We start from the raw sequence: 22,674 nt of genomic DNA on the forward strand, positions 1-22,674 counted from the left end.
GGGCCATGGATTTTTTCTTCATCCTTCTGTTCGGTGGACTGATCGCGGCCTCGTGGGTGCGGATCGGCAAGCTTGAACGCCAAGTCTACGACCTTTCGCGCAAGCTTGATCGGTTGCGCTTCGACCCTGCATCATCCGCGCCTGCCAGTGACTTTCCCGCCCGCGAGGCTGAGCCTGCGCCCGTAATCGGGGAGATTGCCCCTCCTCCGCCGGAGCTGACCCCCGCGCCGCTGGGTACAGAACCAATTGTGCCAGCCGATCCGTTCGCCGCCGAACCAACCAGGGCCTATGCCGCCCCGTCTGATGAGGCGATGGTGGCCGAACCGCCCCGCGGCTTTGCCTTCGATTTCGAGGATATCTTCGGACGCCAGCTACCGATCTGGGGCGGCGGTTTTGCTTTGGCGATCGCCGGAATATTCCTTGTCCGCTTCGCGATTGAGGCGGGCCTGATGACCCCTATGGTAAGGGTCGCATTGAGCTTCATGTTCGGGCTGGCATTACTGGCGGGGGCAGAAGCGGCGTTCCGGCTGGAAGGCCGCCTGCGCGATCCGCGTGTGCGGCAAGCGCTGGCCGGGGCCGGGCTCGCCACGTTGTATGGCGCATTCTATCTGGCGGGCACGGCCTATGGCCTGATCGGCGCCGGCACTGCATTCGTTGGGCTGGCGATTGTAACGGCGGCGGCGATGGCGCTGTCGTTCCGGTTCGGCTTGCCAAGTGCGGTGATCGGGCTGGTCGGCGGGTTTGCCGCGCCGCTGCTGGTCGATAGCGATAGCGCCAATGTGCCGCTGCTATCGTTCTACCTTGCGCTGATCACAGGCGGGCTGGCGTGGAGCGGTCAGGCGCAGCGCCGTCCTTGGCTGGGATATGCCGCGCTGGCCGCCGGGCTGGGCTGGGGCGCGCTGATGATGTTTGCGGGCGTTTCCAGCAGTTCGGATTTCGCCGCGCTGGGGGTCTATCTGATCGTGCTGGGCACGGTTTTGCCCGCGCTCCTCCATTCAAGGAATGCCGGTCCGCGTCTGCCGCACCTTGCTGCGGGCGCGCTGGCGACTTTGCAGATGGCGGTGCTGGTCAGCACTGCCGGGTTCGCGCCGCTGACCTGGGGGCTGTATCTGCTGATCGCCGCAGGCCTGGCCGGACTGGGTTGGCGGTTCGATCCGCTACGACTGGGAACGTTGGTGGCGGCAGGGCTGGGGTTGTGGCTGCTGATCATCTGGCCCGAACCCGATACGCAGTTCTATGCGCTGGTGGCCGCGGCAATGGTGGTAATCTTCGCGGGAGTGCCGCTCGCCCATCAATGGCTCGGACGGTCCAAACTGCTCGATCTGGCACAACTGGCAGCGGTCAGCCTGATCATGGGGATCGTCATCTATACCCGCTATGGCAGCTGGGGCGCGCAGGCGAGTGAGCCGGTGCTGGCGGCGGCGATGGCGGGGCTTGCGTTGCTGCCGGGCGCAGCCTTCGCGCTGTTGTGGCGGCGGGGTGAGCAGGCTGAGACGCGCAAGGCGCTGATCCTGCTGGCACCCGCAGCCTTGCTGGCGTTTGCGGCGCTACTGCTGCTGACCCCGGCTTGGCTCGCCCCGGTGATGGCGGCGGCGGTCTGTGCGCCGCTATTGCGGTGTTACTGGCGGCGCGATGCGCTGGCGCTGCACAGCGCGGCATGGGCGGGCGCGGCAATAACGCTGACCGCTATGGCGGTGACGCCGGGATTCGCAGCCGAAGTCTCCCACCTTGGTGACATGCCGCAGGATACCGACATGCTGCGTGCGGTGATCCGCTGGGCTGCCGCCGCCGCGCCTTTTGCTGGGTTGGCGCTGATCGCCCGCCAACCCGCAGCACGCGGCGTGGGGGAGGCATTTGCCGTCGCGCTATTCTACGGCGTGATCGCCCAGATCGTGCCGAGCGCGCCGCTGGCATGGATCGCCGCAGCGGGGGCAGCGGGGCTATTTCTGATCCAGCCCGCCCGCAGCGCTGCGTGGACGGCTGCACTCGCCATCACAGCAGCGTGGGCGCTGGTGCTGCTCGCGACATGGGCGACCGCCGGATTGCTGGCGCTGGTCGGTAACCCGTTCCTGGCCGATGCCGTCATCGCTCCGGCTGACCTGGCATTGCGCATCGCGCCGCTGGCGACGGTGCTCGTGGTGCTGGTCTGGAAAGGGCAGGATCGACGGATCGATTTCCGCGCGGCGGTGCGAATCGCGCTTGGCCTGATCGGCGGGATCGCGCTGCACAGCCTTTACAAACAGCTGTTCGCCATCACCTCGCTGTTCCAGTTCGAACATTACGGCATGGGCGAACGCAGCATCTGGCAGGCGGCGCTGGTGCTTGCTGCCTATGGCGCGGGGCAACGCCTGCCTGCGGCTGTGGGGCGCCCGGTCAGCCTTTGCCTGATCGCCGCCGCACTACTGCATTTTGGGTGGTTCACGCTGGCGCTGCACAATCCGCTGCTGAGCGTGCAGCATGTTGGGCCGACTCCAATCGCCAACTGGCTGACGCTCGCCTATTTCACTGCCATCGCCGCGCTGTGGCTGGTGCAGGTACAGTGGGCGAATGCCCCGGCGGCGGTGCTGCACGCCATTGATGCGGTGACGATGGCACTGCTCTCGTTGCTGGCCTATTCGCTGCTGCGGCAGGTGTTTGCCGGATCGGTGCTGACGTCGCGCACGGTCGGTCAGGCCGAAAGCCTGCTGATCTCGCTGCTCGGCATCGTGCTGGCGCTCGGTTTCTTGTGGTGGGGATCGTGGCGGGCCTTGCGCAGCTGGCGGATTGGTTCGCTGGTGCTGATGCTGGCCGCAGTGGTCAAGGTGTTCCTGATTGACGCCGCCGGGCTTGAAGGGCTGTTGCGGATCGCCAGCTTCATGGCGCTAGGCTTCAGCCTGATCGGGATTGGCTGGGTGTACTCGCGCCAATTGTCACGCCGGAGCACCGCCGACGCCGGATGACGATCCTGCTTATTGCAGCGTCACGATTTCCTCGCCGCCATCGGTGCGGCCATAGAACTGCATCAGTTGCACCAGCAATTCGCAGCGGTCGGTCAGTGTTTCTGCCTCCAGCAACGCCTGTTTGCTCGCCGGATCGAACGGGGCGATCTGCGACACCCCGTTGATCAGCGAGCGATCATCCAGCCGCTCCACCGAATCCCAGTCGACGCTGTATCCTTGCGCATCGGCAAAGGCGCGCGCCTCACGTTCAAACCCGCCGCGCTGGGCGTGGGTCAGGGTTTCGTCCTCGTCCTCGTCATAAATATCCGCCTCGATCTGGCGGAATGCGGTGGTGACCTCCAGTTCGCGCACCAGCCGGAACCGGGCGACGCCTTCCAAGGCGATGTTGTAGCGCCCGTCATCCATCGCCTGCACCTCACCAATCCGCCCGACGCAGCCGACGCTGAACAGCGGCGCGCCTTCGATGGCACGCTGCGGCTGAATCATCGCGATCTGCCGGTCACGGATCAGTGCATCGCTGACCAGCGCACGATAACGCGGTTCAAAGATATGTAGCGGCAGTTGCATTCCGGGGAACAGCACTGCGCCGGTGAGCGGGAAGATCGAGAGGCGTCTGGACATGACCGCTGCGCTCAACCGAACAACACGCGCGACAGACGGCGGCGGGTTGCGACCACCCATTCATCCTCAAGCCCGGTCGCTTCGAATATCTTGAGCAGTTTTGCGCGCGCCGCGCCTTCGTTCCACTCGCGATTCGTGGCGACCATCGCCAGCAGCGTATCGGCCGCCTCATCGCGCGCACCAGCGGCAAAGGCAGCCTCGGCAAAGGCGAACTGCGCGTCCATATCGTCAGGCTTTGCAACAGCGGCGGCGCGCAGGGCGGCAAGCTCGCCATCATCAACCCTGGTGCCTGCCAGTTCCAACGCGCTTTTTGCGCCTGCGATTGCTGGATCGGTGGCAAGCCGCGGATCGGCGTCAATCACCTGCATCACCTGATGCGCCTGATCGACCTCACCCAATTGCACCAGCGCGCGCACCAGCCCGGCGTGGGCGGGGGCATTATCGGGCGCGAATTCGGTGATCTGGGCAAAGATGCTCGCCGCGCGCTGCGGATCGCCTGAGGACAGTGCCTCGTCACCCAGCTTGATGAACTGCGCGATCTCCTCTGGCGAAGGCCCCTGCGGCGGCGCAGCCCCGGCGGCACCCGCCTGCACTGGCAATTGCGTCAGCAACTGGTCGATAGCCGCCTTGAGCTGCGATTCGGTGCGTGCGCTGGTCAGATCGGCGACCGGCTGGCCCTGAAACATCGCATAGACCGTCGGGATTGATCGCACCTGGAACTGCGCGGCGATGAATTGTTCTTCATCGACATTGATCTTCGCCAGCACCACGCCCTTGTCGGCATATTCACCCGCGACCTTTTCCAGCACCGGGGTCAGCGCCTTGCACGGCCCGCACCATTCGGCCCAGAAATCAACGATGACGAGGCTGGTCTGCGACGGATCGACCACGTCCTTGCGGAAGCGTTCGACCGCTTTTTGTTCGTCGATGCTCAGTCCCATGCTGGCCAATGGAAAGCTCCTGTGTCTTGCTGTGTGGCTGCGTTGTTGCTGCCCCAATGTGGGGCGTTCGGCGCAGATGTGAAGCGGGCAATCCGTGCTGGCCGCTCACAGGCCTGCGATCAAGCCCCAATTGGCCCAATTTTGCGCTTGCAGCCCCGACAAGGCACTGCTAATCGCGCCGCCTCTCCGGCAGATACCGCGCTTGTTCCGGTTTCTGCCAGCGCCAGTGAGCGGGCGTAGCTCAGGGGTAGAGCACAACCTTGCCAAGGTTGGGGTCGAGGGTTCGAATCCCTTCGCCCGCTCCAAATTTTCTCAATAAAAACATGGATTTATGCCAGTTGGCGAAGGACTGTCGGCCTCTCGATTTGCGCTGGTCAACACCTGGTCAACACCGTTTCATATTGTGTTGACCGGTGAACTCAATCTGTCCTTGAAGAGGGGAAAGCCTTCCCCTGAGCCCGAGCCGCTGCGCTATCTCGGCCTACCCCTTCGTGCGGGAGACCCCGCAACGTCCCTCGAGCTGGAGCGGGGCTGTCGTCGCGGCTCTGTCCCGCAAGACCTTCTGCCCTGCTCTTAAGGGCGCGGTGTTTCATACGCAGGGCCCCGCACGCACGCTGCACCTGCGGGCATTTCTTATTACGCGCCAGCCGGGAAAGCCGACAGGCTTCGGCTTTCCGCCTGCACGAGCAGGTTTCCAGTTGCCGCCTCCTTCAGGGTGCTGCCTCCTGTCCATTATGCTTCCCTCTCAGATGTTCGCGCTGCGCAGGCGCAGCGAGTTGGTAACGACCGAGATCGATGATGCGCTCATCGCGAAGGCTGCGAACATCGGGCTAATGAGGATGCCGAACACGGGATAGAGCAGTCCAGCCGCCACCGGCACGCCCGCGGCATTGTAGATCAGCGCGAAGAACAGGTTCTGGCGGATGTTGCGCATCGTCGCCCTAGCCAGTCGGCGCGCGCGCACGATCCCGTCGAGATTGCCCTTGACCAGCGTGATCCCCGCGCTTTCGATGGCGACATCCGCGCCTGTGCCCATGGCGATGCCGACATCGGCCTGTGCGAGCGCGGGAGCGTCGTTGACGCCATCACCGGCCATGGCGACCTTGCGCCCTTCGCGTTGAAGCTCCTCGATGATGCGCGCCTTGTCTTGTGGAAGCACGTCGGCGCGGATCTCGTCGATGCCGAGCCGCGCGGCGACGGCCCGCGCAGTTCGCTCATTGTCGCCGGTTGCCATGATGATGCGAAAGCCAAGCTCATGAAGCGCCTTGAGCGCGGCTGGCGTTGTCTCCTTGACCGGATCGGCCACGCTGACCAATCCGGCAACCGCGCCGTCCAAAACAACGAACATCACCGTTTCGCCCAGGTCGCGGTGCGCATTGGCCTTTTCGGTCAATTCGGCTGCCTCGAGTCCCAGGTCGGTGACGAGCTTGAGATTGCCGAGGGCCACGCTCTTGCCGTCGACCACGCCCTTCACCCCCTTGCCCGTGACCGCCTCGAAGTCACTGGCCTCACCCAACGCCACGCCGCGTTCCTGCGCGCCCGCAACGATCGCTTCGGCTAAGGGGTGCTCCGAGCCCTTTTCAAGCGTTGCGGCAAGGCGGAGCACTTCAGTTTCATCGTGGCCCTGTTCGGGCAGCACGGCAATCAGCCGCGGCTTGCCTTCGGTCAGCGTCCCGGTCTTGTCGACCATCAGCGTGTCGACCTTTTCAAAACGCTCCAGCGCTTCGGCGTTCTTGATCAGCACACCGGCCTGCGCGCCGCGCCCGGTGGCGGTCATGATCGACATCGGGGTGGCGAGCCCAAGCGCGCAGGGGCAGGCGATGATCAGCACGGCGACGGCGGCGATCAGCGCATAGGACAGCGCCGGGGCCGGTCCCCAGAGCGCCCATCCGATAAACGCCAGCGCAGCAAACCCGATCACCACCGGCACGAACCAGCCCGAGACTTTGTCCGCATATTTCTGGATCGGCGCGCGCGAGCGCTGGGCATTCGCCACCATCTCGACGATCTGCGACAACATGGTGTCCGCACCCACCCGCGTTGCCTCCATCGTCAGGCTGCCGGTCCCGTTGATCGTAGCCCCGGTCAGCAAATCGCCCACATTCTTTTCAACCGGGATTGGTTCGCCGCTGATCATGCTTTCATCGACCGATGAGCGGCCGTCCACAACCACGCCGTCAACCGGCACCTTGTCGCCGGGGCGCACGCGCAGACGGTCGCCCGCCTGCACATCTTCAAGCGCGATGTCCTCCTCGCTGCCGTCAGCCCGGATCACGCGCGCCGTCTTGGCGGCAAGGTCGAGCAGCGCGCGGATGGCCTTGCCCGTGCCCTCGCGCGCACGCAACTCCATCACCTGACCCAGCAGCACCAGCGTGACGATGACCGCCGCCGCTTCGAAATAGACCCCGACATGGCCCTCTGCATCGCGGAAGCCATCGGGGAATATGCCCGGCGCAAGCACCGCCACAACGCTGAACGCCCAGGCGGACATCACCCCCATGCCGATCAGCGAGAACATGTTGAGGTTCAGCGAACGGAACGAGTTCCAACCCCGCACCAGAAACGGCCAGCCGCACCACAGGACGACCGGCGTGCCGAGAGCAAATTCGATCCAGAGCGTGTGCCGTTCGCCGAGGATATCCCTGACGCCGCCAAGGCCGAGGTATGGCCCCATGGTGAAGATCAGCAGCGGCAGTGTCAGCACCGCACCGATCCAGAACCGCCGGGTGAAATCCACGAGTTCGGGGTTGGGGGCATCTTCGGCCATCGTGGCGGATTCGAGTTCAAGCCCCATGCCGCAGATCGGGCACGATCCCGGCCCTGTCTGTCGGACCTGCGGGTGCATCGGGCAAGTATAGACCGCACCGCCAAAGCCTTCGGGAACCTTGTCATAGCGACCATCGTCGGATGCCGGACTTCCCTGCGTGCCGTGCCCATGATGGCAGGCCTGGTCAGGCGTCGCGCCGTCGGCGTGATGGTGGGCGGGCTTGTGCTCGTTCATCGGACTTGGCCTTTTCTTGCAATCAGATCGGAAACGGCGCGGGCCAGCGGTGCGGCCATCGAAATTGCGTTGCTTGGATGAGGGATGGAATCCGTCGAGATGACTCGCGCGGCGCCCGCCGACAGGATCTCATCATGCGCAGTTCCAGAAAAGACGGCATGAATGACGATGCAGATCGGCGGGCGCGTGCCGCCTTCGCGCAGCCGCTCGATGGCGCGGCTCATCGTCCGGCCCGACGAAGCGATATCGTCGAGGTTGAGCGCCTTGGTGATCGCTTGTATCAATGCCGTGCTCATGAGCATCTGGTTTTACCCGGAATTGATGAGGAACTTCATGAATTAAAAAAGAAACTGGGTTATAGTCAGGCCGCCTTGGCGACGCCCTTGATGAGTATCATCAGCGCCGCATCAAAAACGTGGCACAGCTTGCCGCACTGATAGCGTGATCCGAGCAAAATCGCGGTCTGATGCCTCGAAAGCGCCAGCGTAGCATTGTGGCGATGCAAGGCTGGCGATTCAGCAAAGTACAAATTGCCTTGTAGCCCCCTCTCATATCAGCCCGCCATCGCTTTTTCTGACACGAAAATGCACCCTAACACATGAAAGCAGCCCGACAAAACCCTAGCCTTTTGCGGCCAACTCCTGACGCCCGCCCAGTCGCTTGAACAGCGATACCGCTAAAAGCAGCAAGGCCATCGGCACTAGCGAAAGGTAGAAGGCAACCTGCCCGCCAAGGGCGGCGAACACTTGCCCAGTGATGTATGATCCCGTGGTTCCGCCCAATGCCGAAAAGACCACGATCAGCCCGGTCATCACCGCATGATCCGGCGGTGGGAGAGCTGATAGAACCCGTGAATTGATGACGGGATAAATCGGCGCAAGAAATAGTCCCACTAGCGGGAGAATGAAGGCCGCAATTGGCGCATTCGGCCACGTCATTTGCGGATCAGGCATCAGGCCGCGCGTCAGCGGCAGGGTGAGCAAAACCAGCAACGCCATCATTGCGATGCAGAATATAATGACCTTGTACCAAGACACCCGGCGCAGCACGAATCCTGCACCGAGTCGCCCCGCCGCTATAGCTGCTGCAAAAAGGCTGGCGGCCATCACACTCATCGCCTGGGGCATGTGCAGCACTTCATTGTTGAATGTTGGCAACCATGTGCCAATCGCCTGCTCCACAACGACATAGAGGAAAGCTGACAGCAGAAATGCCAGCACCAAGGGTTGCAGCGCCAGCGTGAAAATGGCGGTGAAATCTTGGCTGGGCGCATCGTTCATCGGGCGCGCGGCGCTTTCATCCAGCGGGGTTGTGCGGACGACTATTGCTACCACCGCAGCGGCAAGAGCGAGTAACCAATAGACATTCAGCCAGCGCAGACTCGCCGGAGACGTGCTGTCAATGAAGGCTCCAAACAGCCAGTATCCCGACAGGACGCCAACCATGAACAAACCTTCGATTGTGCTGATCAGGCTTGCGTGATCAGCCTTATCGCGTGCCACTAGCCCGACCATGGCATAGGCCGAAACCTTGATCAGCGCGAAACTCGCCCCGGTGACTGCGAACAGCAGCTTGGTAGTGGCGAACGATGGGAGCAGCGGCATAGCAATGCAGGCCACGCAAACCATGGCAGATGCCAAAGCCATACTGTTGCGCAATCCAAAGCGCGGAAGGAACGAGGCCACCAGGAAGCTGACAAGCGCAATCGGCAGATCTTTGAACGCCTCGAGTATCGCGGCGCTCGATTTGGTTTGGCCGAGCGAGGCAATCGACTGCAGAATCACAGTCCCTACGCTGTTAAGCAGCACTGCGAAAAGCATGTAAGCCAGTATGATCGCAACGATCACGCGGGTACGGCTGGCCGGCATCGCTTGTCCTTCCTCAGTTTGAGGTATGCAAATCCACCAGGGGGAACCAAGCCCCCTGGTGGATGCGACCCGAACGCAAGAAGCTTTCGGGAATTATCAGCGTACTGATCAGAAATTGAACTGTGCGCTGAAGGTAAATGACTGGCCGAGGATCGGCCGTGCGAGGATTGGGCCTACGCCCTGCGAACCGATCACGCGCGGATTACCTTCGGTGATTCCATGCGAATCCAGAAGGTTGTCAGCCGTAACCATTAGCGTCAGCCTATCATTGACCACCGCCGAGATGCCGGCATCGACCTTGGTATAGGACGGCAGGACCTGGGTATTGAGATTGTCCGAGAAGCGCGAGTCAACCCATTGCGCCGATCCGAATAACGTCGCTTCGATACTGCCCAGTTGTGCCGTATAGGCAGCACGTCCGCGTGCCTGCCATTCGGGCTGCCGTTCCAGCTGATTGCCCGATGCATCGACCGTACCACCCAGCGCAAAGAAATTGTCATATTCCGCGTTGAGATAGGTAAGGTTGCCACCCAGACTCAGGCCTTCAATGGGCCGCAACTCGCCTTCCACTTCGACCCCGATGGCACTGGCCGACCCGACATTGGGGATCGGTGCGCCGTTGACGATTTGGGTGTTTTGGATACCACTGAAATCATTATAGAACACCGTTGCAAACAGGCTGTAAACCGGTTTGCTGATCTTTAGCCCGCCCTCGATAGTGTCGATTTCCTGCACTAGCCGCAGCCCATCGCGAAGCTGGTCGAACTGCGGGAAGCTGTTGCCCCGACTGTAACGCAGGAATGCGCCGACATCATCGGTAAAGGCATAATTCGCGCCTGCAGTCCAAGAGGCCTTGCTTTTCGAGAACTGGATGTTCGAGAAGGTGCCGTTGAGCACCGCATCGTCATTATTGAACAACGTATCGGGATCGCCATCGGTATCGACGCCGAAATCGTTGTTTTCAAGGCTGCCGGTCACCTCGTGGCGGTGCCAGCGGATGCCCGCATCGAGCCGCAACTGATCGTTGACCTGCCATTCGTCCGACAGGTAGGCCGCCACGTCCTCACCATCGTAATCGGCATTGACGTTGAAGAAGGAGCCGCGCGTAAAGCCGTTGCGTGTCACCGGGCGGCCGTCGTCAAGCGTCATGTTGAGAACGCGCGGATTGCTGACCGCTTCGAGCAGCAGGAAGTTGCCCAGATTCCAGCGATCGCGCGAGGAGAAGGAGGCGTAATAGACCCCAGCAGTCAGCGTATGCGAGCCGAACTCAAAGTTCAGACCGTTCTCGGTCGTAAAGGCTTCTAGGTCTTTGTCGACCCGCCACGCGCCCACTTCGATAACAGCATTACTTTGGTCAAATGCCCCGCCGCCATTGACAAAGGTCACGCTACCAACACCTGCGCCTGAACGCGAGGCGATCTCCGCAACGCTCGTCGGCGCTCCTGCGGGAACCAGCCCGCGCGTGTCGGCCGAACCGTTAAGGTAGCTGGTCTTGGAAAACAATGAGATGGTATCCGACAGCGAATAATCGAGATCGAAACCAAAATTGACCAGATTGGCTCCGCGACCTTCCGACTGATCGATCGTCACCCCGTCATTGGGAATGGTCAAGCGTGTTTCGGGGCTATTGAAAGTGCCCGTCCCGCGTTTGAATCCGGGGAAATCCGCAAGGCTGCCGTCAGCGTTCTGGATGATCGGGATCGGTAAGAGCCATGCGCCTTGATCATTGAGATAGCGGCCCCATACGGTGATGTTGCCATCGCCAAAATCATGCGTAACGTTGGCGCTGATCTGGCCGCCTTCCTCAGCGGTAAAACCCGCATCACGGATCCCGTCGCCCGAATGGTAATAACCGCCGACCATGAAGCCGGTATCAGGGCCGAGCGGCCCGCTGATCACTGCATCGAAGCGCTTGTCACCAAAATCGGTTACGCCCGCCTTGATCAAGCCTTCGAAATCCGGCCCGCCGGTTACGGGAATTATATTGGCGGTAAGGCCAACCTGCCCGTTCGAGAAAACCTGCGCCGGGCCACCGCGCACCGCTTCGATCCGCGAAACGGTTTCATCGATCCGGAACAGCTGCGAGTTTTCCAGGAAGGAAAGCGTTGGCGGCGGGAAGGCTGGCGAGCCTTGATACTGGAAAGTCACGAATTCGGCATCGCCGCCACCTGGGAAGCCGCGCACGAAGATGTTCGCGCCGTTTTGCCCGCCCGAACTTTCGGACCATACGCCCGGCACAACGGAGAGAAGATCGGCGGTACTGCTAGGGGCGATCTGGTCCATCGCGGCGCTGTCGATCGAACTGATCGCAAAAGCTGCGTCCTGCTTGCGTTGGCCGGAACCGCCGGGTCGCGCGGTGACGACAATTTCACCGGAATACTCAGTCTCGGCTGTTTCGTCTCCGGTCGCAGTATCGGCGTTTTGCGCCTGTGCTACAGCAGGAAACAGGAAAGTAATTGCGGCTGCCGAAGCCAGCCATTTTGTTTTATAGCTCATCTTATTTCTCCAGCTTCAATTGGTCACGTTCTTCAGGGGTAAGGGCTGTGGTCAGTACCGCGACATCAAGCGCAGAAATTTCGGAAACGACGCTATCGGCTGCTGCCAGTGCGTGGGGGCTGCCGACTCCAATAGCCCGCATTCCGGCACCCTTGATCGCAGCGATTCCTGCGGCGGCATCTTCCACCCCGACGCAGCGCGACGGATCGCAGCCGAGCTCTTGTGCGGTAGCGAGGAAGATTTCCGGATCGGGTTTGCCGCGCTTGATCGTTCCTGCATCGGTGATCGTGTCGAACAGGTTTTCTATGCCCAGCGCCCGGACCACGTCGCGGGCATTGCGGCTGGCCGATGCAAGGCCGATTTTTAGGCCTGCGGCGAGGCAATCGGTAAGCAATTCGCGCGCGCCCGAGAACAGATCGTCCGGGCCATAATGGGCAATCGCTTCGCGGTAATATTTATTCTTGCGCGTCATCATTTCTTCGCGTGTCGCTGCATCCGCCGCGACGCCGGCCGCTTCGAGGATCAAAGCCAGCGATGCTGGACGATCGACGCCTTTGAGGTTCTCATTGAAGTGCTCGTCGAAGGGCAGGCCTTCTTCGTCACACAGCCGCTTCCATGCTTTGAAGTGCGCTTGCGCCGTATCGGTCAGAACCCCGTCGAGATCGAAAATCACGGCATCAACCATCGAGCGGAGCAGAACTGTTCCAGCGGCGCTCGGCACCACTTTGCGGCCATGATCGAGGATCAGCGGCAGATCACCGGAGATGAGCCGATAAATGGTTTTGTCGGCGCTGACATTGATTTCCAAAAGCGCGCCGCGCCAGCGCAACCGAAAACTGTACGATCCCCAGCTGTCTGGGCAAGTTGGACGGAAGTGTAACCGTCCCTTGACGATCCGCATTCCACCCCAGCCCATCGCAAGAACCAGCCAGCTACCGGCCATTGCTGCCATGTGCAGCCCGTGATGCGTGTTGCCGTGCCGGTTCTCGAGATCGACATATGCAGTCTCGTGGTGATAATCGAGCGCCTGCGCCGCTTGGCCCGTTTCCGCTGAAACGATGGCAAATGCAGTGGCTGACAGCGTGGAATCATGCGTGGTCAGCGGGGTATAATACGCAAGGTCTCGGCGCTTGGCCGCAAGCGGCACGTCTTCGCCCGCCAGATGCATGGCCTGCACCACATCGCCCTGCTTGCACAATTGATGCCGGAACAACTGCAGGGGGTGGTGGTGAAGCAGAAGCGGAAAGCGATCACGCGGAAGATCAGCGAAGGGAAAGACAGGTTTGTCGAGGAAACTGTCGTCTTGCGGATGGATTCCCAGCGTCTCGTCAAGGGGCAGCCACATCGCCGCCGAGGCCGCGCGCCATTGCTCGACTTCGCGCGGTGTTAGCGAAAGTTCTTCTGTCAGGGCGCGAAAATGCTCGGGATCCTCCTGCTCCATTTCGCTGGCCAGCGTTGCTGCAAACGCCAAATGCCGCGCAGCCATGGCATTGGTGTAATAATCATTGTCGACCAGACCGGTGTATTCATCCGGCCCCGTTACGCCATGGATTGTAAAGGCACCCCCTCGGCGCACATTGAAATGCCCGATTTCCAGCCAAATGCGCGCGGTTTCGAACAGCATCGGCGCTGCATCGCGCACCAGATGCGCATCACCAGTAGCCTCGCGATAGAGGTTTAGCGCATAGGCGATATCGGCATTGATGTGGTATTGTGCGGCCCCGGTGGGATAATGTGCTGAACACTCATCCCCTCCAATCGTGCGCCAGGGATAGAGCGCTCCGCTGGCGTGACCCATCTGGCGCGCATTGCGTCTGGCGTTGTCGAGCGTGCCAATGCGGTAGCGCAGAATTGGCGCAGCAAGTTCGGGCGCGAGAAAGGCCAGCGCTGGCAAGACGAACACTTCCGTGTCCCAGAAATAGTGCCCTTCGTAGCCTTCGCCGGTCAGGCCCTTGGCGGCGATCGAGTGCCGGTTGTCGCGGCTGGCAGATTGGTAGAGATGGAACATCGCCAGACGAATCGCCTGCTCCATTCCGCTGTCACCCGAAATTGCGATGTCGGCACCTGCCCAGAACCGCGCCAATTCCGCTTGCGCTACCTCTGCAAGCCCGCCCCAGCCCGTCGTCCGGTTGTGCTGGAGAAGCTCTCGTGCCCTGTCCGGGCCATCGGGCCCGAAGGCATAGTGGACATGCCGCTCCACCATTCCTTCGGCACCATCGTCCAGAGAGAACAGTGCAGTGGCGTGGCCATCATCAAGGATGAGTTTGCCTGCAGCGGGATCGATGTCGATCGCTTGCACCATTGCCAAATCGACGGCCTGCGCGCCATCGCCGGCGCGAAAACAGGCCTCAACCCCACTCTCGTCCAGGCTGATGCGGCGGAGCGGCGTGGCGCGATTGAACCGGGGATCATCAACCGCGGCCGGGTCGGCCCCTTGGCATTCGAGTGGAAAGCTGAGCGAGATATCCGCGCTTCCGCCCGTTACCCGCAGCCGGATCTGACTGGCGCAATGCGCGCCGGCTCCTGGCGCGACGAGACGCAAGACAGTGAGATGGAGGATACGATCCTGATCAATACGCCAGCTGGTTGTGCGGTGAAGAATCCCATCGACGAGGCCGAGCTTCCGCTCGAATGCCAGCGGGGCATCCCCACCCGGAACGAAGGGCTTGCCATCGATTTCCAGCGCGATTTGAACCGGACTAGGTGCCGCAAAGCGCATGTCCGAACTGGTAGCGAATCCGGTGAAGCTTTCATGATAATGGATCGGGTTGGCGATGTGAGCATCGGAAAGGATCGCTGCATGATCCCCCGCTAGCTCGTCGAGGCCGCCGCGCACGCCGAGAACACCATTAGCGAGTGCGAATACGCTTGCCCGAGAGGACTCCTCCAACATATCGAAGCCCGTCTGGCAAAGATGCCAGACGTCAGCATCTGCCGCAGGAATGCGCGCCTTATCCAACAATGCCCTCTCCATAATGCGTTTCCGCAGGGCCGTTTGCATGGCGAAAACCATCCATCGGCACTTCTATGCGGACGACATGAACGCATTATGGTATCGATGTCAAGATATCGATGTCATTTTCATGGTACGGATATCATAACTCCCAAGCAGTCAGCCGGAAAATCTGCTGTTGGCATTTTAGGGCTTGCGGATAGGTGGGTATTTCACTCGGTCGATTCAGCTCGATCTTACGATAAGTTCCACTGGCATTTCTTCTGATTCGGCATGTTCACCTTGAATCGCGGCGAGCGCCTTACGCGCCAACAACCTGCCTCCCTCATTCCAATGCTGGCGCACCGTTGTAAGCGCGGGGACGAAAAACGAGGCGCTTTGTGAATCGTCGAAGCCGATCACTGCCACATCTCGCGGAATGCGCCGGCCTACTTCAGCAAGGGCGCGGATCGCGCCCATGGCGATGGCATCATTGCTGGCGAATACACCATCGATCTGGTTGCCATGCTGGTTCAACAGTTCCTGCATCGCATCATGGCCGGCGACAAAGCTGAATTCGCAAGGAACAGTGCCCAGCAGCGTCGCCCCATTGTCTAGCAACCTTGATGTGAAGCCCTCATGCCGGTCAGCGACTTCGGCATGTTCGGTATCCCCTAGGAACACCAGCCGCTTGCGTCCCAATAGCTCCATCCTGTCTGCGGCGAGAACTCCGCCATCTCGATTGTCACTCCCTACAACCACATGACGGCTGTCGGGTCTGACCGCGCCCCAGACCACCAGCGGAAGACCCAGTCTTTCGATATCGGCCACCGCATCATTATGCATTCCCTGGCCGAGCAAAATGATTCCGTCGACCGCCCCGGGTGCAGCGGCAAAGGTGGCGAGCGTCGACAGGCTGAGCGTAAAATTCGCGCTCGACAATTCCTGGACAATCCCACCGAGCAACGCCAGCGGATATGGTTCGCTCATCGGGCGAGTACTTGATGGGGTCATTTCGACCACGACTGCAATCGTATTGCTGCGCTGGTGGCGCAGGTTCCGCGCTGCTTGGTTGAGGCGGTACCCAGCCTCCTCGGCGATGCGAACAATCTTCTGGCGTGTTTCGTCGCGCACCGCGGCGCTGCCAGCCAATGCGCGCGAAACCGTGATCGGAGAAACGCCCGCCAATCGGGCAATATCGGCCATGGTCAGGTTGGCGGGCATCTTGGCTTTGGGCATGGAATGCGTAACCTGTTGCAATATATCGGGAGTGCGGACGGAATAGAAGAGGTGCATACACCCTGCGACAACGCATATGCAATGCTCGGTACAGCCGAACCAGTGCTGTTCAATGTTGCTCGTCACTGAAGGCGGCTGCCCATCTGTCCTCCTGACGACTGCTTTCCCGCATGGGTTGGTGTCGACCAGTCCGCGGCGGACAGCGAAGCTGCACATGGCGGAGAGGTCGCGAAAGGCCTTGCGTGCCGCACCAGGTCCGCCGCGCACGACGATACGTTTGCGGTGACCGAGTTTCTGGTCCTTACGCGATTTTCCCTGTTCGACATCGCGAACGAAGCCTCGATATCTCAGGCGGTCAGTTCCATGATCCGCTTGGCTTCAGCCCCTTCGCATGATCCTACAGGCGTCAGCCGGTCACTCTCAGCCTTCGGTCCGGTGCGCTTCGATGTTCGCTTTGGCCGCAGGCAGCCTATCCCGCCCAGCCTTCACCCAAGGCATCGCTGACAACGGCGGCACGCAATGCCGCGATCCCCATGCCCTTTTCGGCGCTGGTGAGGTGCAATTCGGGGTAGGCGGCGACGTGTTTTCTGATCTCGTCAGCAGTGCGATTGGCGACTGCTTCCAGTTCGCTTGCCTTGATCTTGTCGGTCTTGGTCAACACCACGCGGTAACTGGCAGCGGCTTCATCCAGCATCGTCATCATTTCGCGATCGGTATGTTTCAGCCCGTGGCGGCTATCGACCAGCACCAATGTGCGCGCCAGCACCGCCCGTCCGCGCAGGTAGCTTTTGACCAGCGTTTTCCACTTGCCCACGACCTTCACCGGTGCCTTGGCAAAGCCATAGCCGGGCATGTCGACCAGCCGGAACAGCGGCAGCGGGTCGCCTTCTTCGGGCCGCCCGACATCGAAAAAGTTCAATTCCTGCGTGCGCCCCGGCGTCACCGAAGCGCGCGCAATCGCCCGCCGTCCGGTCAGCGCATTGAGTAGCGATGATTTCCCAACATTGCTGCGCCCGCAAAACGCGATTTCGGGCACCACCGGATCGGGCAGGAATTGCAGCTGCGGCGCGGACAGCAGAAAATCGACCGGCCCTGAAAAGAGCTTGCTGGCCGCTTCCTCGCGCGCGGTCTGTTCGGATTCGTCCTGCACGGTCACGCGCTATCCCTCGGCCGATTTCTTGCGGTCGGCGACTTCTTTTTCCTTCGCGCTCGCGGCTTTGAGCTGCGGGTGCTTGGAATAAAGATAGCTTTGCTGTGCCACGGTGAGGATGTTCGACGTCACCCAGTAAAGCAGCAAGCCAGCTGCAAACGGTGCCATCACGAACATCAACACCCACGGCATGATCGCAAACATCTGTTTCTGGATCGGGTCCATCGCAGTCGGGTTGAGCCGGAAGGTCAGCCACATGGTGATGCCCAGCAGCACCGCCAACGGGCCAATCGCCAGGAAGCCCGGCACATCATAGGGCAGCAGCCCGAACAGGTTGAGGATATGCGCCGGATCGGGCACCGAAAGATCCTTGATCCATCCGATGAAAGGTTCGTGCCGCATCTCGATTGCCAGCACCAGCACCTTGTAAAGCGCGAAGAACACCGGAATCTGGATCAGCATCGGCAGGCAGCCGGACAAGGGATTGACCTTTTCATCCTTGTACAGCTTCATGATTTCCTGCTGCTGGCGCTGCTTGTCGTCCTTGTAGCGTTCCTGAATCTCTTTCATCTTGGGCTGAACGGCCTTCATCCCCGCCATCGAGGCAAAGCCTTTTTGCGCGATCGGGAACATCAGCCCGCGGATGATCACGGTCAGCAGGATGATCGCCACGCCAAAATTGCCGACGAGGCCGTTCAGCGTGCGCAGCAGCCACAGGATCGGCTTTTCGAATATTTCGAACCAACCCCAGCTGATCGCTTTGCCGAAATAGGTGATGCCGCTGTCTTGGTACTTGTCGAGGATCAGGCTGTCCTTGGCCCCGGCGTAAAGGCGGGTCGATTGCGTCAGCTTGCCGCCTGCGGGGACAGTCTTGGCGGCATAGAGCAGGTCGGAACGGAACAGTTCTCCGCCTAGCGCACGGAAGCCGACGCTGTCGGTTTCGCCTTTTCCGGGCACCAGAGCGCCAAGCCAGTATTGATCGGTAAAGCCGAGCCAGCTTGCCGCGCCCTCGGGCTTTTCACCGCCGAGCTCTGCCAACTCAGCATAGGAATGCGGATCCCACAGCGTCCCGCCAAACACGCCCACCGGGCCGGAATGGGCCACAAACTGATCAGGCGTCGCATTCGTGCTGGTGCGCTTGATCAGCGCGAACGGCTGGATAATCGCCGCCGCAGCGCTGGCGTTGGTCGCCGTCTGATCGGCGGTGATCATGTAATCGGCGTCAATCGCGAAGCGGATGGTGTAGGTTACGCCAGCAGCATCAGTGCGGGTCAGCGTGACCGGTGTTTCAGGCGTAAGCTTTGCCCCGTCCGCCTGCCAGAGCGCGGTGGAAGGTTGGCGCAGCCCGCCGGTGACAAAGCCGAATTCAGCGAAATACTGGCCCGGTGTGCCTTCGGGCGCGAACAGGCGCACGGGGCCGGAATCTTTTTTCAGCGTCTCACGATAATCCTTGAGCACGATGTCATCGATCCGCGCGCCGACAAGGTTGATCGAACCGGCAACGCGCGGGGTATCGATCACCACCCGGTCAGGGCTGGCGAGCGCACCCTTGAGCGTTACTTTCTGCGCGAGCTTGGCATCTGCGCCAATGTCCCCGGTTGCTGCAGCCGAGCCAGCCTGCGCCGGACTGCCGGTATCCGTGACAGAAGCGGTCTGTGCCGCTTCGGGATAGAAATACCGCATCCCGACGTCCCACCCGAGAATGAGCAGGCCCGAAAGCACGACGGCGAGCAGAAGATTGCGCTGGTTGTCCAAGATGATGCCCTGAAAGAATGCGAAACAAGGTGTATTATGGGGTTAAGGCAGTGCGTTTTCCAGTCCTCAAGGAACCGGATCATGCCCGCACCCACCCCATGGTTGGCAGCGCAATAGCCGCTTCGTCGTCATCCATCCACCCTTGAACGCGCCATATTTGCCGATCGCTTCGATCGCATACTGGCTGCACGATGGGGAATAGCGACAGGTCGGCGGCAGAATGCGCGATGGGCCGATTTGCCAGAGCCGCGCAATCAGGATGAGAAGGTGCTTCATCACTTGCGATTCCCTTTTCTGGGGCGACGACCGCCAGCCGGATCGCCCTTGCCTTCGCGCGCGCGATCAAGCGCCTTGGTCAGTTCTTCGGCCATCAGCGCAAAATCGCGCTCCACTCCGCCCGCGCGGCCGATCAGCACGTGATCGTGATCGGGCAGGCCTTGCGTGGGCAGGGCGGCGCGCAGCAATTCGCGGAACCGCCGCTTCATCCGGTTGCGCACCACTGCGTTGCCGATTTTCTTGGTGACGGTAATGCCAAAGCGAATACCCTTCCCACCATTGGGCCGGGTGAGCAACACAAACCCCGCGCGCGCATTGCGCGTGCCAGTGTTGGCGCTGAGGAAATCGGCGCGCTTGGTAAGGACGGAGATCACAACGGGGATCACAGGGGCCACCATATGACAAACGGGCTCCCAATGGGAGCCCGCAAGGGCGACTGCCCGCCGCGGCTTATGCCGCGATAGCCAAGCGGGCCGGATGGCCCGCGCCCGGCGCCTGAGGGCGCCAGAAAATTACGCGCAGAGCTTTTTGCGGCCGCGGTTACGGCGGGCACGCAGCACCTTGCGGCCACCGGGGGTCGCCTTGCGTGCGAAGAAACCGTGGCGACGGGCGCGCACGAGATTGCTGGGTTGGAAAGTCCGCTTCATATCATCCTCGAAAAATTATCGGCACCCTGACGAGAGGCATCTCGCAAACGCACCGTTCACAGCCGCAATCCACGACCAAGATCAGGCGCGGGCGCTTATGGGAAAGCCAGCCATGAGTCAAGCAAGGGCGCGTCAATCACGGCCAAGTTCATCGGGCCAAGATCGGCATAAGCGAGCCCGGGCATAGCCTGAGGTTTAGCCGGCGTCGCCCACCCCATCCGCGCCGCATCAGCCAGCGCCTTGCCAGAACGGGCCAGCGCACGGCGCAGCAAGGGTTCAAGTTGCGGCGGAAGCGCGCGGGTCAAAGGGGCGCGCGGGGCGATCCAGTGCGCCATATCGGCGGCTCCCAGCCACAATGCGGCCGCATGCGGCACCGAATTGGTCATCGCGTAAAATGCCTGCGCGTCATCCGCGCTCATCCCCATTTCGGCATAATAATCGAGATAGAGGCGATTTTCGGGCGCGTCGGGTGCAAAATCGGTGGGTTCGCGCCCGCGTTCATCGCGCCATGAATGCACCGCAAACAGCGCGCCGGGCGCGATCGTGCGCTCGTTTCCGGCGAGGAACAGCTCGACCGCACCCGACCGCGCTGATCCGCTGTCAGGCACATGGGTGGACAGCCCAGCCGCACGGATCGCCCGGCCAAGTTCGAGGTTGGCGAGATCATTATTGGTGCCCGGCGCATCGACAAAATCGATCACTTCCAACCCCGGATACGCCGCCAGCATCGCTGCAAACGCGGCCGGAGAGGCAGCATCGGTGCTCGCCACCAAGGCTGCACGGCGCGCGTCCAGCACGCGGAATGGGCCGAATTGCGCCAAGCCAGCGCCTTGCCCGGCCTGCCGTAACGGCTGCGCGATGAAGCGCGTTGGCGCGGTGGTAATGGTCTCGGTAATGGTGACGCCGCCCGCTTCCATAACTGTGGTGGTGGTCTCGTAAGCTGCGCTAGTAACCTCGGCTGCGTGATCGTCCACGCGCACCCACGCCTGCGTCGCCGGATCCCATTCCTCGACCCAGCTAGTCGTGCTCACCAGCCGCGCAGCGCCCCAATCCGATTGCGCAACCGCCGCGCCGCCGGGCAGCAGCAGCGCAAGCGCGGCCATCAGCATGGCAGAGATCAGGGCGAGGGCGCGTGTCATCCAAGCCACCATCGGCCCGCACGCCTTCCGGAATTGCCAAGAGATATGCTTTCAAAATCCCTGCCAAACCGCGCCGCAGCGCTCGACAAGTCTCTCGCCAAGCTGCACAAACCCATCTGAAACGGGTTAATGGGGTCGCTGAATGGTCGCGCTGGTTCGGACAGTTGCCTATCTCGGGCTGGAAGCGCGCGCCGTGGAGGTGCAGTGTCAGGTTGCGCCCGGTGTGCCGCGTTTCACCGTGGTCGGGCTGCCCGACAAGGCGGTCAGCGAAAGCCGCGAACGGGTGCAATCGGCGCTGTCGGCGATGGGTCTGGCGCTGCCGCCCAAGCGGATCACCATCAACCTTTCCCCCGCCGATCTGCCCAAAGACGGATCGCATTATGACCTGCCGATTGCGTTGGCGCTGCTGGCGGCAATGGGTGTGACCGATGCCGAGCAATTGGGGGATTGGGTTGCGGTGGGAGAATTGGCGCTGGATGGCCGGGTGGTCGCCAGCCCCGGCGTGCTGATCGCGGCGCTGCATGCGAGTGAGGCGGGAGTTGGTCTGATCTGTCCCGCTGAACAAGGCCCGGAGGCGCGCTGGGCGAGCGGGGTGCCGGTGCTGGCCCCGCGCGATCTGGTCAGCCTGCTGGGGCATCTGAAGGGCAGCCTTGTCTTGCAGGAACCGCCGCGCGGCGAAGTCACCGATGTCGTCCACAGCGCGGACATGAAGCAGGTAAAGGGTCAGGAAACCGCCAAGCGCGCGCTCGAAATCGCGGCGGCTGGCGGGCATAATCTGTTGATGGTCGGCCCGCCGGGTTCGGGGAAAAGCCTGCTGGCATCGTGCCTGCCCGGTATCCTGCCTGACCTTACACCGGGTGAAGCGCTTGAAGTATCAATGGTGCAATCGGTCGCGGGCACGCTTGAGGCAGGGCGGATCAGCCGCGCCCGCCCGTTCCGCGCGCCGCACCATTCGGCCAGCATGGCGGCGCTGACCGGCGGCGGGCTGAAAGTTCGCCCCGGAGAGGTCAGCTTGGCGCATCTGGGGGTGCTGTTCCTCGATGAACTGCCCGAATTCCAGCGCCCGGTGCTCGATTCGCTGCGCCAGCCGCTCGAAACCGGCAAGGTCGATGTCGCGCGCGCCAATGCCCATGTGACCTTCCCGGCGCGGGTGCAGCTGGTGGCAGCGATGAACCCGTGCCGCTGCGGCTATGCGGGCGATCCGGCACGGAACTGCAACAAATATCCGCGCTGCGTTGGCGATTATCAGGCACGATTGTCCGGCCCGCTGCTCGACCGCATCGATCTTCACGTCCATGTCGCAGCGGTGAGCGCGGTCGACATGGCGCTGCCTCCGCCGGCTGAGGGCAGCGCCGAGGTTGGCCGCCGGGTTGCAGCAGCGCGCGCGGTGCAAGTCAGCCGGGGCGTGCGATCAAACGCGGAACTGGAGGGCGAAAAGCTCGAACATTTTGCCACGCCCGACGAACCGGGGCGGGCGCTTTTGTTGCAAGCGGCTGAGAAACTGCGGTTGTCGGCGCGTGGATACACCAGAATGCTGCGGGTTTCGCGCACCATCGCTGACCTTGCCGGGGCAGACACCGTGGGCCGGGTCCATATTGCAGAGGCATTGTCCTATCGCCTGATGACGGGTTAAGGAATACCGCAAGGCCGGATCATTCCCCCGCAATCTG

At 61.8% G+C, this 22,674-nt stretch carries 17 protein-coding genes and 1 tRNA gene; 3 read left to right on the top strand and 15 right to left on the bottom strand.

Annotated elements, in window-relative coordinates:
* Positions 1–5: 5 nt before the first annotated feature.
* Positions 6–2,939, top strand: coding sequence for a DUF2339 domain-containing protein (locus tag ABIE62_RS11740; protein WP_354326235.1), 2,934 nt, complete (start codon positions 6–8; stop codon positions 2,937–2,939).
* A 9-nt stretch (positions 2,940–2,948) separates the two neighbouring features.
* Here the strand turns inward: ABIE62_RS11740 and ABIE62_RS11745 are convergent, their stop codons facing one another.
* Both ABIE62_RS11745 and ABIE62_RS11750 read right to left on the bottom strand, forming a co-directional pair.
* The gene (locus ABIE62_RS11745; protein WP_354326237.1) at positions 2,949–3,560 is read right to left on the bottom strand and encodes an LON peptidase substrate-binding domain-containing protein; all 612 of its coding nucleotides are present in this window, start codon (positions 3,558–3,560) and stop codon (positions 2,949–2,951) included.
* An 11-nt stretch (positions 3,561–3,571) separates the two neighbouring features.
* Positions 3,572–4,501 carry a tetratricopeptide repeat protein gene (locus ABIE62_RS11750; RefSeq protein ID WP_354326293.1) on the bottom strand — a complete coding sequence of 310 codons (930 nt, stop codon included), beginning with the start codon at positions 4,499–4,501 and terminating at the stop codon, positions 3,572–3,574.
* A gap of 230 nt (positions 4,502–4,731) precedes the next feature.
* On the opposite strand from ABIE62_RS11750, the gene ABIE62_RS11755 reads away from it, so the two are divergent.
* A tRNA-Gly gene (locus tag ABIE62_RS11755) sits at positions 4,732–4,806 on the top strand.
* 440 nt (positions 4,807–5,246) lie between these two features.
* Here ABIE62_RS11755 and ABIE62_RS11760 read toward each other — a convergent pair.
* The 13 genes from ABIE62_RS11760 to ABIE62_RS11825 form a co-directional block, all read right to left on the bottom strand.
* On the bottom strand, positions 5,247–7,502 hold the full coding sequence (locus tag ABIE62_RS11760; RefSeq protein WP_354326239.1) for a copper-transporting P-type ATPase: 2,256 nt from the start codon (positions 7,500–7,502) through the stop codon (positions 5,247–5,249).
* Positions 7,499–7,798, bottom strand: coding sequence for a phosphoribosyltransferase family protein (locus ABIE62_RS11765; protein ID WP_354326240.1), 300 nt, complete (start codon positions 7,796–7,798; stop codon positions 7,499–7,501). The genes ABIE62_RS11760 and ABIE62_RS11765 overlap by 4 nt, the downstream gene beginning before the upstream one ends.
* Before the next feature lie 65 nt (positions 7,799–7,863).
* Positions 7,864–8,007 (bottom strand): hypothetical protein, encoded by a 144-nt coding sequence (locus tag ABIE62_RS11770; RefSeq protein WP_354326241.1) that lies wholly within the window; start codon positions 8,005–8,007, stop codon positions 7,864–7,866.
* Between the two features lie 115 nt (positions 8,008–8,122).
* Entirely contained in the window at positions 8,123–9,370 is a 1,248-nt protein-coding gene (locus ABIE62_RS11775) for an MFS transporter (RefSeq protein ID WP_354326243.1), read from the bottom strand.
* Positions 9,371–9,478: 108 nt separating this feature from the next.
* Positions 9,479–11,866 (bottom strand): TonB-dependent receptor, encoded by a 2,388-nt coding sequence (locus ABIE62_RS11780; protein ID WP_354326244.1) that lies wholly within the window; start codon positions 11,864–11,866, stop codon positions 9,479–9,481.
* Between the two features lies 1 nt (position 11,867).
* Entirely contained in the window at positions 11,868–14,879 is a 3,012-nt protein-coding gene (gene pgmB / locus ABIE62_RS11785; RefSeq protein ID WP_502930316.1) for a beta-phosphoglucomutase, read from the bottom strand.
* A 165-nt stretch (positions 14,880–15,044) separates the two neighbouring features.
* The gene (locus ABIE62_RS11795; protein WP_354326246.1) at positions 15,045–16,037 is read right to left on the bottom strand and encodes a LacI family DNA-binding transcriptional regulator; all 993 of its coding nucleotides are present in this window, start codon (positions 16,035–16,037) and stop codon (positions 15,045–15,047) included.
* Positions 16,038–16,506: 469 nt separating this feature from the next.
* Positions 16,507–17,193 carry a ribosome biogenesis GTP-binding protein YihA/YsxC gene (gene yihA / locus ABIE62_RS11800; protein WP_354326247.1) on the bottom strand — a complete coding sequence of 229 codons (687 nt, stop codon included), beginning with the start codon at positions 17,191–17,193 and terminating at the stop codon, positions 16,507–16,509.
* A gap of 3 nt (positions 17,194–17,196) precedes the next feature.
* Positions 17,197–18,942 (bottom strand): membrane protein insertase YidC, encoded by a 1,746-nt coding sequence (gene yidC / locus ABIE62_RS11805; protein WP_354326248.1) that lies wholly within the window; start codon positions 18,940–18,942, stop codon positions 17,197–17,199.
* A gap of 66 nt (positions 18,943–19,008) precedes the next feature.
* The gene (gene yidD / locus ABIE62_RS11810; protein ID WP_454184813.1) at positions 19,009–19,218 is read right to left on the bottom strand and encodes a membrane protein insertion efficiency factor YidD; all 210 of its coding nucleotides are present in this window, start codon (positions 19,216–19,218) and stop codon (positions 19,009–19,011) included.
* Positions 19,218–19,616 carry a ribonuclease P protein component gene (gene rnpA, locus ABIE62_RS11815; protein WP_354326251.1) on the bottom strand — a complete coding sequence of 133 codons (399 nt, stop codon included), beginning with the start codon at positions 19,614–19,616 and terminating at the stop codon, positions 19,218–19,220. Before rnpA ends, yidD begins: the two co-directional genes overlap by 1 nt.
* Positions 19,617–19,730: 114 nt before the next feature.
* The gene (gene rpmH / locus ABIE62_RS11820) at positions 19,731–19,865 is read right to left on the bottom strand and encodes a 50S ribosomal protein L34 (RefSeq protein ID WP_036801591.1); all 135 of its coding nucleotides are present in this window, start codon (positions 19,863–19,865) and stop codon (positions 19,731–19,733) included.
* Between the two features lie 95 nt (positions 19,866–19,960).
* Positions 19,961–21,004 carry a hypothetical protein gene (locus ABIE62_RS11825; protein WP_354326253.1) on the bottom strand — a complete coding sequence of 348 codons (1,044 nt, stop codon included), beginning with the start codon at positions 21,002–21,004 and terminating at the stop codon, positions 19,961–19,963.
* Between the two features lie 142 nt (positions 21,005–21,146).
* Between ABIE62_RS11825 and ABIE62_RS11830 the strand changes: the two genes are divergently transcribed.
* On the top strand, positions 21,147–22,637 hold the full coding sequence (locus ABIE62_RS11830) for a YifB family Mg chelatase-like AAA ATPase (RefSeq protein WP_354326255.1): 1,491 nt from the start codon (positions 21,147–21,149) through the stop codon (positions 22,635–22,637).
* The last annotated feature ends 37 nt before the right edge of the window (positions 22,638–22,674 follow it).

Source organism: Porphyrobacter sp. MBR-155 (genome assembly GCF_040547625.1).
Classification (GTDB): domain Bacteria; phylum Pseudomonadota; class Alphaproteobacteria; order Sphingomonadales; family Sphingomonadaceae; genus Erythrobacter.